The 12,873-nt window shown below is 63.1% G+C and carries 12 protein-coding genes; 8 read left to right on the top strand and 4 right to left on the bottom strand.

All coding sequences use genetic code 11. The annotated features are described in order from the left end of the window. Positions 1 to 10 precede the first annotated feature (10 nt). Positions 11 to 1,240 (top strand): acyl-CoA dehydrogenase family protein, encoded by a 1,230-nt coding sequence (locus AB7535_RS23625; protein WP_439036988.1) that lies wholly within the window; start codon positions 11 to 13, stop codon positions 1,238 to 1,240. Between the two features lie 9 nt (positions 1,241 to 1,249). Beyond that, positions 1,250 to 1,813 (top strand): flavin reductase family protein, encoded by a 564-nt coding sequence (locus tag AB7535_RS23620; RefSeq protein WP_354123894.1) that lies wholly within the window; start codon positions 1,250 to 1,252, stop codon positions 1,811 to 1,813. Between the two features lie 24 nt (positions 1,814 to 1,837). Here the strand turns inward: AB7535_RS23620 and AB7535_RS23615 are convergent, their stop codons facing one another. Beyond that, positions 1,838 to 2,746 (bottom strand): NAD(P)-dependent oxidoreductase, encoded by a 909-nt coding sequence (locus tag AB7535_RS23615; RefSeq protein WP_439035337.1) that lies wholly within the window; start codon positions 2,744 to 2,746, stop codon positions 1,838 to 1,840. Between the two features lie 166 nt (positions 2,747 to 2,912). Here AB7535_RS23615 and AB7535_RS23610 point away from each other — a divergent pair, with 166 nt between their 5' ends. The 6 genes from AB7535_RS23610 (at position 2,913) to AB7535_RS23585 (ending at position 9,268) form a co-directional block, all read left to right on the top strand. Next, positions 2,913 to 3,896 (top strand): ABC transporter substrate-binding protein, encoded by a 984-nt coding sequence (locus AB7535_RS23610; RefSeq protein ID WP_038958560.1) that lies wholly within the window; start codon positions 2,913 to 2,915, stop codon positions 3,894 to 3,896. Between the two features lie 75 nt (positions 3,897 to 3,971). Continuing rightward, a complete protein-coding gene (ilvD, locus tag AB7535_RS23605; RefSeq protein WP_439036987.1) occupies positions 3,972 to 5,666 on the top strand; it encodes a dihydroxy-acid dehydratase in 1,695 nt (564 codons plus the stop codon). 124 nt (positions 5,667 to 5,790) lie between these two features. Continuing rightward, entirely contained in the window at positions 5,791 to 6,636 is an 846-nt protein-coding gene (locus AB7535_RS23600) for an ABC transporter ATP-binding protein (protein ID WP_439036986.1), read from the top strand. Continuing rightward, positions 6,633 to 7,418, top strand: coding sequence for an ABC transporter permease (locus tag AB7535_RS23595; RefSeq protein WP_439035334.1), 786 nt, complete (start codon positions 6,633 to 6,635; stop codon positions 7,416 to 7,418). Before AB7535_RS23600 ends, AB7535_RS23595 begins: the two co-directional genes overlap by 4 nt. Further along, a complete protein-coding gene (locus tag AB7535_RS23590; RefSeq protein WP_439036985.1) occupies positions 7,415 to 8,182 on the top strand; it encodes an ABC transporter permease in 768 nt (255 codons plus the stop codon). The genes AB7535_RS23595 and AB7535_RS23590 overlap by 4 nt, the downstream gene beginning before the upstream one ends. 39 nt (positions 8,183 to 8,221) lie before the next feature. After that, positions 8,222 to 9,268, top strand: a complete 1,047-nt coding sequence (locus tag AB7535_RS23585; RefSeq protein ID WP_028156630.1) for a peptidase M29 — start codon at positions 8,222 to 8,224, stop codon at positions 9,266 to 9,268. Here the strand turns inward: AB7535_RS23585 and AB7535_RS23580 are convergent. Genes AB7535_RS23580 through AB7535_RS23570 form a run of 3 tightly spaced genes read right to left on the bottom strand, consistent with a single transcriptional unit; the run spans position 9,265 to position 12,872 of the window. Next, positions 9,265 to 10,257 carry a 3-hydroxybutyryl-CoA dehydrogenase gene (locus tag AB7535_RS23580; protein WP_439036984.1) on the bottom strand — a complete coding sequence of 331 codons (993 nt, stop codon included), beginning with the start codon at positions 10,255 to 10,257 and terminating at the stop codon, positions 9,265 to 9,267. The genes AB7535_RS23585 and AB7535_RS23580 overlap by 4 nt on opposite strands. A gap of 3 nt (positions 10,258 to 10,260) precedes the next feature. Further along, positions 10,261 to 11,349, bottom strand: coding sequence for an NAD/NADP octopine/nopaline dehydrogenase family protein (locus AB7535_RS23575; protein WP_439036983.1), 1,089 nt, complete (start codon positions 11,347 to 11,349; stop codon positions 10,261 to 10,263). After that, positions 11,346 to 12,872, bottom strand: coding sequence for a class I adenylate-forming enzyme family protein (locus tag AB7535_RS23570; protein WP_439036982.1), 1,527 nt, complete (start codon positions 12,870 to 12,872; stop codon positions 11,346 to 11,348). The genes AB7535_RS23575 and AB7535_RS23570 overlap by 4 nt, the downstream gene beginning before the upstream one ends. Between the last annotated feature and the right edge of the window lies 1 nt (position 12,873).

Genomic DNA, 12,873 nt, shown 5'->3' with positions numbered 1-12,873 from the left:
AGGGACACGAATGGCGCCTGGTCAAGAGCCGAGCATGGGCCAGCCGACGGGGCAGGAAGCCGGCGAACGCGCCTATGCGGCAATGATCGCGAGGACCCGGGCGCTCGTGCCGCGGCTGCGAGAGCGGGCTGCCCGCACGGAGGAACTGCGGCATCTTCCGACGGAAACCGAGAAGGATCTCCACGACGCCGGCCTGTTCCGCATGCTGCAGCCGAAGCGCATCGGCGGTGCCGAGCTTGACTATGTCGCTCTTGTCGACTGCGCCGAACTGCTGGGAATGGCGGATGCGTCAGTGGCGTGGAATCTCGCTAACCTGGCGAGCCACCATTGGATGCTCGGCATGTTCGAGCAGAAGGCGCAGGATCTGGTCTGGCGCCGTGATCCCGACGCGCTGATTGCGTCCTCGTTCATTTTTCCAGCTGGTCGTGCCACGAGGGTCGAGGGCGGTTACAGGTTGCACGGGAGCTGGCCGTTCTCCTCGGGCGTTGCCTCCTGCGAATGGAACATGCTTGCAAGCGTCGTTTACTCCGACGACGAGGCGGATGGCATCGAGTATCGAATCTTTCTGCTGCCGAAGGACGATTACAAGGTGTTGGACACCTGGAATGTCACGGGACTGCGCGGTACCGGCTCCTGCGATGTCGAAGTCAGGGACGCTTTCGTGGCCGACTATATGACGGTCGCGGTTGGTGATCTTGCCGGCGGCCCGACGCCGGGAAGCAAGGTCAATCCCAATCCGCTGTATTCGCTACCTGTGTTCTCGCTTTTTCCTTACGTCCTCTCTGGCGTCGCGCTGGGGAACGCTCAAGTATGTCTCGACGATTATGCGGAGGTCGCGCGTCATCGCATCTCGACCTACAACCGTGCCAAGCTCAGCGACTTTCAAAGCACGCAGATCAAGATCGCGGAAGCCTCGGCCAAGATCGACGCTGCGCGCCTGATCATGCGTTCGGCCTGCGTCAATGCAATGGAAGATGCAAGGCGCGGCCGTACTCCCGATATGGCGACCAAGACCAGATATCGTCGCGATGGCGCATTTTCCGTGAATCTGTGCACCGACGCGGTCTCGATGCTGTTTGCGGCGAGCGGAGCGCGCGGTCTGTTCACGACGGGCGTGTTGCAGCGGCAGTTCCGCGATGCGCACGCGATAAACTCGCATCTTGCGTTCAACTTCGATGCGGCCGGAACCAATTACGGACGGGTGGCTCTGGGCCTGCCGTCCGAGAATCTCACGCTGTGAGGCCGGCCGATGAATGATCTGCCGAAGCAGCCGGCCATTTCCGATCCAGCCAACGAACTCGCCAGCGACAGCTCGCCGATCGATCCTCGTGATTTTCGCAACGCGCTTGGAACATACGGAACGGGCGTAACGATCATCACGGCCATGGCCGCTGATGGAAAGCCCTATGGCATCACCTGCAATTCGTTCGCGTCAGTCTCGCTGAATCCCCCTCTGGTCCTCTGGAGCCTCGGATTCTATTCCTCAAGCCTCCCCGTGTTTCAGAACGCCAGCCATTTCGCCGTTCACATACTCGGCACGTCGCAGCAGGCGCTTGCAAACAAATTTGCAAAATCGTCCGAGGACAAGTTCGCCGGGGTCGACTGGACCCCGGGCCTCGGGAACGCGCCGGTCCTTGCCGAGAGTGTCGCCAACTTTCAATGCCGATCGGTCAATCGCTATTATGGCGGTGACCACGTGATCTTTCTCGGCGCGGTCGAGGCCTATGCCTACAGTGCCAAGGAGCCCCTGCTGTTTGCGCGCGGGGGGTATGGCCGGTTCCTAGCTGATGATGAACGCAAGAAGTTGCCATAAGGCGATTCAAGGACGCGCGTCGGCTCAGCGGTCTGTGGCCGAGAGCTTGTAGATTTCCAAAGCGTCCGCGTCGGCGCCGCGTGCAGCCTTGGCCAGCCTGAATATCTGTCCCGCGAGGGTCGCCATCGGCACCGGCGTTGACGTCGCCTGGGCGACATCGGCGACCGTGTCGAGATCCTTGAGCATTGTCGCGATATGGCCAAGCGGCGGCGAGTGGATGCCCTGGACCATGCGCGGCACGAAGAGCTGAAGCGGGATGGAATCCGCAAAGCCGCCGGCGAGCGCCTCGGGCAGCCGGCTTGCGTCAATTCCTGCGTTCGAGGCAAGACGCGTTGCTTCCGCCAGAACGGCCATCGCGCATCCGACGATCACCTGGTTGCAGAGTTTTGTGGTTTGGCCAGCCCCGATCGGGCCCATGTGGGTGAACCTGCGTGCCATGTGCAGCACGTAGGGCCGTGCCCGCTCGATGTCAGCAGCTTCTCCGCCGGCCATGATGGCGAGCGTGCCTTCCTCTGCGCCCTTGGTGCCGCCGGACACCGGCGCATCTATCCAGCCTGCGCCATTCGCGTCTTTCAGCCGCGCTGCAAGATCGCGCGCGGCGTCGGGATGGATTGACGAGAAGTCAACGACGAGCTTGCCTGCGCCGGAAGCCGCTGCAAGACCGTCGGGGCCGAAAATCACGTCTTCGACGGCGGCGGCATCGGTTACGCACATAAAGACGATATCCGCGTTCGCCAACATGTCGCGGGGCGTGGCTGCGCGCCTGGCGCCGGCCGCGACGAGCGGAGCGACCTTGCCCTCCGAACGATTCCAGACAGCGACCTGATGGCCGGCTTTGAGCAAGCGCCGGGTCATCGGCGTTCCCATCAGTCCAAGGCCGAGATAGCCGAGCCTCTCGACGCCCTGCGGGTTTGTCTTGCTCGCATCAGCCATAGGTTGCCTCCTTCTGTCGCAGCGCAAACGCCGCCTTACCATACATTGCGGGTCGGACAGCGAAACCGTCCGGCTCGCATGGCTTGCCTGATTGTTTGAACCATGAAACATTTGAGTGGTCGGGTTGGGCGGCGCCGGTCGGCGCCGGAGCAGCGGAGTGGGCACGATGCGAACCGTTTCGAAGTGGATCCTGGCTTTGGGAGCGGCCGCGGCTGCGAGCGCGGGGGCAGGCCCGTCATGGGCACAGCAGACCATTCGCGTCGGCTGGACCATTCCGGCCGAGGAATCCAAGTACTGGATGATGCGCAGGCCGGCTGAGTTTCCCAATATCGGCAAGGCCTACAACATCGAATGGACCCAATTTCAGGGCACCGCGCCGATGACGCAGGCATTGGCGGCCGGCGCGCTGGACTGCGCGACGCAAGCGCCGCTGTCGCTCGCCAACGGTGTGGTTGGCGGCAATCTCAAGGCCTACATCGTGGCGCAGCACGTCTTCGAGAAGCCCGGCGGTTTCTCGGTCTATTGGGCGGTGATGGATGACTCGCCGATCAAGACGATCGCCGATCTCAAAGGCAAGACGGTCGGCATTTCCGTGATCGGCGGCGGCACGCAAGGCCCCTTCAACCTGTTGCTCAAGCAGAATGGCGTCGATCCGGCCAAGGACATCAAGCTGGTCGAGGTCGGATTTGCCGTCTCCGAAGATGCTCTGCGTCAGGGCCGCGTCGACGCAGTCAACATGAACCAGCCGTTTGCCGCACGTGCGGAGGCGAAGGGGGGCACAAGAAAGCTGTTCTCGTTGTCGCAGGCGATGCCGAACATCGTGCACATCCTGGAAGCCTGCCGCGCTGATTTCGTCGACAAGAACCCCGACTTGGTGAAGGCCTACGTGCGTGACATTACCTCAGGTATGAAGAAAGCGCTGGCCAACCGCGAAGAGACGCTAAAGGTCGTCAATGAGGTTCTGAAGGCGCCTATTCCGGTGCTCGAGACCTATCTGCTAAAGGACAACGATTTCGGCCGCGATCCGGGTGCGGCGCCGAACTTCCCCGCGATCCAGAAGATGCTGGACATCTACGCGGAGACCGGAATGCTGCCGAAGCTGGATGCCATGCAGTTCAAGCACGCGACGATCGTCGCGCCGCTGGAATAGGCGACGGGCGAATTGTCCCAACAAGGGGCGCGGCGTCCTGGATCATCCCGGACGTTGCATGAAAAAGATGCGCGCATGAAGAAGTTGCGATCACGGGTCACGACTGACGGCCTCGACCGGGCCCCGCACCGCGCTTTCATGCGCGCAATGGGGCTCGACGACGCAGCGATCGCCAAGCCGATGGTGGGCGTCGTCAGCATGAAGGGCGAGCAGACGCCCTGCAATATGACCCACGACTTCCAAGTGGCCGCGGCAAAGACGGGAATCGAGGAGGCTGGTGGCACGCCGCGCGAATTCTCCACCGTGTCGGTCTCCGACGGCATCAGCATGAATCACGAGGGAATGAAGTTTTCTCTCTTTTCGCGCGAGCTGATTGCCGATTCGATCGAGGCCGTCGTTCATGGTCTCGCCTATGACGCGCTGATCGGGTACGGCGGATGCGACAAGACGCTTCCCGGCGTGATGATGGGCATGGTTCGTTGCAACGTACCGTCCATTTTCATCTACGGCGGCAGCTCGCTGCCTGGCCGGGTGGATGGGCGGACTCTCACGGTGCTCGACTCCTATGAAGCTGTCGGCAGCTTCATGACCGGAGAGATCGACGGTGCCACGCTCGAGCGGATCGAGCGCGCCTGCCTGCCGACCATTGGCGCGTGCGCCGGCCAGTTTACCGCGAACACGATGGGGATGGTGTCGGAGGCGATGGGGCTGACCATTCCCAACGTCTCAATGGTGCCCGGTGTCTATGCGGAACGTGCACAGATCTCGCGCCGCGCCGGGCGGCTGGTGATGGAGATGCTGGAACGTGGCGGCCCGCTGCCGCGCGACCTCGTGACTCGGAAATCCCTCGAGAACGGTGCGGCGATTGTTGCCGCCACGGGCGGCTCGACCAACGCTGCGCTGCATCTGCCGGCGATCGCGAATGAGGCCGGGATCGCATTCACGATTGATGACGTCGGCAAGGTCTTTGCCAGGACGCCGCTGATTGGAAACTTGCGGCCGGGCGGCAAGTACACTGCGAAGGATGTCTACGACATCGGCGGCGCGGCCGTCGTGATCCGCGAGTTGATCCAGAGCGGGCACATCGATGGGAGCTGCTTGTCCGTCACGGGGCGCACGCTCGCCGAAGAATATGGCGCGGCCAACGCTCCCGATGGTGAAGTCGTTTACGCGTCTCGTGCGCCGATCATGCCTGATGGTGGCGTGGCGGTTCTGAAGGGCAATCTCTGTCCAGACGGTGCGGTGATCAAGGTCGCAGGTTTAAAGAGTCAGCACTTCGAGGGCGTTGCGCGCGTCTTCGAAGATGAGGAGGCGTGTGTCAAAGCGGTCCGTGACCGCGCCTACACGGCGGGCGAGGTGCTGGTGATCCGCAATGAAGGGCCAGTCGGCGGCCCGGGCATGCGTGAGATGCTCGGCGTTACCGCGCTGATCTACGGCCAGGGTATGGGCGAGAAAGTGGCCCTGATCACCGATGGACGGTTCTCCGGCGCTACTCGCGGCATGTGCATCGGCTACGTGTCCCCCGAAGCGTTCGTCGGCGGTCCGTTGGCGCTTGTTCGCGACGGCGACAGGATCCTGATCGATGCCGCAAACCGGCGGATGGATATGCTGGTCGACGAGCAGGAACTCACGGCGCGCCGACGCGATTGGAAGCCGAGGCCGCCCCGTCACCGTGCAGGTGCGCTCGCAAAGTATGCGCGGCTGGTCGGACAGGCGCCGGGCGGAGCCGTGACACACGAGGGCCCTGCAGAATGGCCCTGGTTCGAATGATGCGCCGCTCCCGCGCGAGAATGACCGCCTGTCTGGCAAGTTTCTTGCTAAGCTCGATCGGCTGATGGAGGACATCAGCGGATCGGCTGCGTGACGTTCGCGCGTGAGTCAAGCGAGAGACGGAATGAGGGTAGTGCCTTCGAGATCGAGCGAATGGGTGAATCCGGTGACGTCACAAAGGCCGGCTTCTGCGATCATCGAGATCGACCGCGTCTCCCAGGTTTTCCAGACCTCGGCGCGCAAGGATCATTTGGCGCTATCGGACATCTCGCTGACGATCGAGGAAGGAGCCTTCGTCTCCATCCTTGGTCCGTCCGGCTGCGGCAAGTCGACACTTCTTTATATCGTCGGCGGCTTCGTCCGCCCGACCAGCGGCGTGGCGCGGATGAAGGGACAGACGATCACGGGCCCGGGTCCGGATCGCGGACCAGTGTTTCAGGAGTTCGCTCTGTTTCCCTGGAAGACCGTGTTGGGCAATGTGATGTATGGCCCGCGCCAGCAAGGTGTGCCTGCCACCGAGGCCGGAGCACAGAGCCAGGCCTTGATCGAGATGGTCGGCCTCAAAGGCTATGAGAACTTTTATCCCAAGGAGCTCTCGGGTGGCATGAAGCAGCGCGTCGCGCTGGCCCGGACATTGGCTTACCACCCTGAAGTTCTGCTGATGGACGAGCCGTTCGGCGCGCTCGACGCGCACACCCGTACACGTCTCCAGAATGATCTCCTGAACATCTGGGAGCGTGACCGCAAGACGGTGCTGTTCGTGACCCATTCGGTCGACGAGGCCGTCTTCCTGTCGGACAAAGTCGTGATGATGTCGAAATCTCCCGGCCGCATTCGGCAGGTGATCGACATCGATCTGCCTCGGCCGCGTCGCCGCAACGAGCTGTTGCTCGATCCGCGCTACCAGAAATACGTCGTCGACATCGAGCGCATGTTCGACGAGGTCGACGAGACCGGATCGCCGTCATGACATCGCTGGCTGCCGCCGCCAGACGTGCCGCCCCGGTGTTCGCTTGCATCGGGCTGCTGGCGGTGTGGCAGGTCGCGTCGCTCGTACTGAAGAATGACAGCTTTCCGACGGCGATCGAGGCGATCCGCGCAATCCCGGATATCCTTGGCGACAAGGAGTCGCTGATCAACATCCTGGCCTCGCTTCGCCGCATGGCGATCGGGTTCGGCGTAGCCGTGCTGGTTTCGATCCCGCTGGGTCTGTTGATGGGGCGCAGTCGTGCCGTCGCGGCCTTCTTCAACCCGCTTCTAATGGTGATCTATCCCGTGCCGAAAGCGGCGCTGATGCCGATCATCATGCTTTGGCTGGGCGTCGGCGACATCACGAAGACGCTGGTGATCTTCCTCGGCGTCAGCCTCCCCGTGATCTATCACAGCTTTGAGGGAGCCCAAGCCGTCGAAGAGAAGATGCTGTGGTCGGGCGCCGCGATGGGACTTTCGCCGCTGCAACGGCTGGTGCGGATCGTGCTGCCGGCGGCGCTGCCGGAGATCCTGACCGGATGTCGCACCGGTCTCGTGCTGGCGCTGATCACGATGATCACCAGCGAGATGATCGCCCGCCAGTCCGGCGCCGGCAACATTCTGTTCAATGCGCTGGACATGGGCCAATACGACACCGTCTTCGCGATGATCATCATCGTGGGGGCGATGGGAATTTGCCTCGATGCGATTTTCGAGCGGGTCCGCGCACGGCTGGTGCGCTGGTCCGAGCCTCAGTTCGACATGCCGCTGAGCTTCTCATGACATCGCGTCTTCCCTCAGCAAACGTCGTTCTCGGGCTCACGCCAATTGTGCTGGTGATCGCGGTTTGGCAAGGCCTCGTATCGTTCGGCTTTGCGCCTGCGGTCTTGCTGCCGCCGCCGGGATACGTCTTCAGCAGGTTGCTCCAGCAACTCGTGACGTGGACGTTTCAGCAGGAGATCGCGGCGACCCTGATCCGGCTGTTTGCCGGCTTTACGATTGCGGTCGTGCTCGGTGTAAGTATCGGCATCGCCGCGGCCGCCAATCCAGCGATCAATGCCGTGGTTCGGCCAATCGTGCGCGTATTGGCGCCGTTGCCTAAAGTCGCACTCTATCCGGCGCTGCTGCTTCTGCTCGGCTTCGGTCACGGATCGAAGATTACGCTGGTGGCTGCGGATGCGCTTTTTCCCATTTTGCTGTCCACCTATTACGGCGCGTCAGCCGTCGAGCAGAAGCTGATCTGGTCGGCGATGGCAGCGGGAACGCCGCGCTATGAAATCTTGTTCAAGGTGGTCTTGCCGGCGGCGATGCCGTCGATCCTGACGGGCTGCCGGATCGGCCTTGTCATTTCCTGCATCGTGGTGTTTCTGGCCGAGATGATCACGTCGACGGACGGGTTGGGGCACGTGCTGGTGACGGCGGCCCGAACTTTTCAGGCCGTCGACATGTTCGTACCGCTGATCACGATTTCGCTGCTGGGGTTGATCCTGAACGGCTTGCTGGGTGCCCTGCGATCGTATCTCTTGCGGGGCTTCCCCGAAGAGTGATCTGACTGAACAAAGAAACCAGAAGACCGGGAGTGAACCATGCTGGCGGATCGCATCGAGGCAAAATGGATCGACGCGTTTTGCGAGATCTTTGAGCGCTGCGCCGTCAAGGCCGGCGACACCGCGGCAATCCTCTCGGAAACCCAATCGCGCGCGCTGAACGTTCATTTGGCGGAGCTCGCCCTGCTGCGGATGGGCGCGCGGCCGTTTCATGTGGTGATGCCGACGCCACGTAACCGGAATATCGTGCCGGTTCGCTCGACCGGGGCAAGCGAGGCAATCCAGCGGCTTGGTCCGGTCATCACCGCACTCCAGCAGGCCGGCTTTGTGGTGGATTGCACCATCGAGGGCCTGATGCATGCGGTGGAGACGCCGGAGATCCTCAAGGCCGGTGCGCGGATACTGGTGATCTCCAACGAACACCCGGAAGCGCTGGAGCGGATGGTGCCGGATCCCGCACTCGAGAAGCGCGTTCGCGCGGCGGCGAAGTTGTTGCGTGGGACGAAGCGGATGCGCGTGACATCGAAAGCCGGCACGGCGCTCGACGTTGACATGGTCGGTGCGTCCACGGTCGGCGTGTGGGGCTGGACCGACAAGCCCGGCACGTTGGCGCACTGGCCCGGTGGCATTGTGGTCAGCTTTCCCAAGAGCGGAACGATCAACGGGACCTTGGTGATGGCGCCCGGTGACATCAATCTGACCTTCAAGCGCTACCTGGCGTCCCCGGTGAAAATGACGCTGAAGGACGATTATGTCGTCGAGCTGGAGGGCGAGGGCACGGATGCGGCGATGATGCGCGCCTATCTCGCGGCGTGGGGCGATCGCGAGGCCTATGCGGTCTCGCATGTCGGGTTCGGCATGAATCCGGGAGCCCGCTACGAAGCCCTCTCGATGTATGACCAGCGCGACACCAATGGCACTGAAATTCGTGCCGTCTCCGGCAATTTCCTGTTCTCGACCGGCGCGAACGAATTTGCCGGCCGCTACACGGCGGGCCACTTTGATTTGCCGATGATGGGAACGACGATCGAACTCGACGGCGTCGCGGTCGTTCGCGAAGGCGTGCTGCAGGACGTCTTCGGCTAGCTGCGGTCGAGGACCGGCGGGCGCGCGAGGCCGAAATGCCGGAGCAGGTCGACCATGGCCTGAAGCCGCTTCACGCGATAGGCGTCGACGTCCATGCTTGAATAATCGAGGAAGCCGGCACCCGTTCGCAAGCCGATGCGGCCTTCTTGCATATTGCGGGCAATGACGTCCGGCGCGCGATAGCGGTCGCTGCCGAGCGCGCCCTCGAGATACCGGCTCGCGTAGTACAAGATATCGCCGCCGCCCCAGTCGATGAACTCGAGCAGTCCGAGCACGGCATAGCGGAAGCCAAAGCCGTAACGGATCGCTTTGTCGATCTCCTCGGCGCTGGCGACGCCTTCCTCGACCATGCGTGCGGCCTCGTTCATCGCAAGCGCCTGAATGCGCGGGACGATGAAGCCGGGCGTCGCCGCGCAGACCACGGGGACCTTTCCGATGGCTTCGAGCAGCGCCTTGACCTCATCGATGATGGCGGGATCGGTGGCTTTGCCGGGTGAAACCTCGACCAGCGGGATCAGATAGGCCGGATTGAGCCAGTGCACATTGAGGAAGCGGCGAGGGTTCACGATCGCACCGGAGAGATCGTCGACGAGGATGGTCGACGTGGTCGAAGCGATGATCGTATCCGGGCCGACTTGTTTTGAAGCCGCCCCCAGCACCTCGCGCTTGAGCTCGACGACCTCAGGAACGCCCTCGAAAACCATTCCGGCGCCGGACAGCGCTGTGCCGCTTCGGCTGGCTGGTACCACCGAGACCCGTGCGATAAGCGGATCGACATCTGCCTCGCTCAGCAGTCCCAGCTTCGACAGGCTGGCAAAGGTCTTCCTGACTTCGTCGAGCGCGTCCGCCTCCAGCCTGGCGAAATCTTCCGCGGAACGGCCCTTGATATCGATCATCGTGACCGTATGCCCTGCGTAGGCGAACGCGACGGCGATGCCGCGCCCCATGCGGCCGGCCCCGAGGCAGGCAATGTTGGCGCGGCTGGTCATCGGTCAAAATCCCCTGCGAAGAAGCGCCTGGAGCTCGGCCTTGCCAAGATTACCAAGCCCCAGCGTCTCGAGCGTTCGGCCGCCCTGTGCAAAATCCTCGCCGCAAATCGCGCCGCCGATGGCCAGAAAGGCCTTGGCCAACGGCGTGGGCGTGCCCGCCAGGGCAGCGACTGAGACCAGCAGCGACAGCCCAAGCCGCAGATCCTCACGCATATAGCGGTGCTCGGTCAGCATGATCCGCTCACGCCAGTCGCCGGAATCGGTCAGCCGGTCGTGCGAGCCACGGCCATACATCCAGATCTCGCCTTCTTTGGCGTAGTGGTGGGCCAGCGGAAAATGCGGTGCGCCATAGCCAAGCGCTTCGCGCACCGCGATCCGTTCTGCGTCGAACGCGTCGGTCACCCGGCGGATCGCGGCCTGCGTTCCTTCCTTGTGGATGTCCCATCGTTCGAAATGCTCGATCGCGCCCGCGTTCATCACGATCAGCGGCGGGTGAATAATGGGCCCAGCATTCATCAGCGCGCCGGAGAGCGCATCGCCGCAGGGTTCGATCGCATCAGGGAAAGCGCGTCCGATCACTTCGAGTGCATGCGCGGCCTGATCGAGCGGAAACACGCCGACCGGCAGCCGCTTGGCACGGATGGTGATTGCGACCTCGAACGGCCCGTGCTTGCGGGTCAGCCAAGGCAGCGTGCCGGTCTCGGCAAAGCTTGCCTTGGCGTGGTTTCCGGCATCCCGCGCGGCTTGGGCGAAGATCATCGAGCCGAATGTGGCGGGCGGCAGGAATACGACCTGGCCGTCCCGCAAATGCGGAGCGAGCAAACGAGCAATGTCCGGCTGCGCGAAGGCAGGGGCGGGGCACAGAATCAGCTCGGTGCCATCAATTGCTTCGGCGATGTCCGTCGTCACCAGCGCGAGCTTCACATCGTGCCGGCCATTATGATCCTTCACCAGGATGCGCGAGCCGGCCGCGCGATGCGCCGTCACCTGATCGGTGTCGCGGCGCCAGAGCCGGACCTCATGTCCCGACAGCGCAAAATCGCCCGCGGCCGCGAAAGAGCCGTTTCCCCCACCCAGAACTGCAATCTTCAAGATGCTTCTCCTTGCGCGCGCGACTGCGCATCAAGCTGCTTCAGCAGGAAATGCTGGACCTTGCCCAGTGCCGTGCGCGGCAGGTCGTCGACGAAGACGATGTCGCGCGGAACCTTGTAACGGGCGAGCTGCGTCTGAAGATGCGCTCTCAGCTCGTCCACTTCGAGCCGGGAGCCGGACCGCCCGATGACATAGGCGATCGGTACCTCGTCCCAGCGCGGGTCCGGCCGGCCGATCACGGCGCATTCGCTGACATCGGGATGTTCGAGCAGGACGCGCTCGACCTCGGCCGGATAGACGTTCTCGCCGCCGGAAATGATCACATTCTTCTTGCGGTCGCGGACCCAGAAATACCCGTCGGCATCGCACAGGCCGATATCGCCGGTGCGATACCAACCGTCGTGCAGCGCATCGTGCGTGGCATCCGCATTGCCCCAATATTCGAAGAACACGTTGGGCCCGCGCACGGCGATTTCGCCCGGCGTACCCGCAGGGACCTCATTGCCGGCCTGATCGATCACCTTCGCTTCGCAGCACAGGCCGGCAAGTCCGGTCGATCCCGCGCGCGAAAGATCGCCGCCAAGCCGGGTGTAGACTGCGATGGGGCAGGTTTCCGTCGATCCATAAACCTGAAGCACCGGAACATCGCGCGCCACGAAGCGATCGATCAGGTGCGGTGGCACGATGGTCGAGCCGGTCGAGACGGCTTTGAGCGACGAGAGATCGGTCGTTGTCCAGGCGGGATGCTCGCTCACGGCCTGGAGGATTGCAGGCACCATCACCGTCAGGGTCGGTCTTTCCCGTTCAATGGCCGCGAGCGCGGTATCCGGCGTGAAGCGGGCGTGGATCGTGACGGTCGCACCAAGCTGCAGCGCCGGCGTGGTCTGGATGTTGAGGCCGCCGACATGGAAGAACGGCAGCACCGTCAGCACGTGATCATCCGACGTCATGTTGTGCATGTGCTGGCTCATGACGCCGTTCCAGAACAAGGCTTCTTGCCGCAGAACTGCGCCCTTCGGCCGTCCCGTCGTTCCTGACGTGTAGACGATCAGAAGCGGGCAGGAGAGATCAGTGTGCGGATTGCGGCCGCTGCCTTCGCTGCGAGCCAGCAACGCCTCGAATATCGCGCCACGAGGTGGCGTGAAGTCGAGTCCGATGACGGCCGTCCCCGGCGCAAGCTCCGGGAGAACTCCCGCAAATGCCTGCTCGAGTACCAGGACCTTTGCGCCCGCATCGGTGAGAATAAAGCGCTGCTCGGCAACCGCCAGCCGCCAGTTCAGCGGCACCAGAATCGCACCAAGTCGCGCGCATGCGTAGAGCAGAACCAGATAGTCCGGTCGGTTCAGGCTCAGGATTGCGACGCGGTCGCCTCGGCCGACGCCGAACTCCTGCTTCAACGCCGTGGCGGTCCGTTCGATGCGCGCGGCGAGTGCGCCGTAGCTCAGCCGCTCACCTTCGAAGGCGATCGCCGTCTTGTCTGGCGCGAACGCCGCGTTGCGATCGATCAGACTACAGAGGTCCACC

This window comes from Bradyrhizobium sp. 956_D2_N1_4 (assembly GCF_052076025.1).
GTDB lineage: Bacteria > Pseudomonadota > Alphaproteobacteria > Rhizobiales > Xanthobacteraceae > Bradyrhizobium > Bradyrhizobium barranii.
Note: the sequence above shows the minus strand (reverse complement) of the source record. Positions and strands in the feature narration are given on the sequence as shown.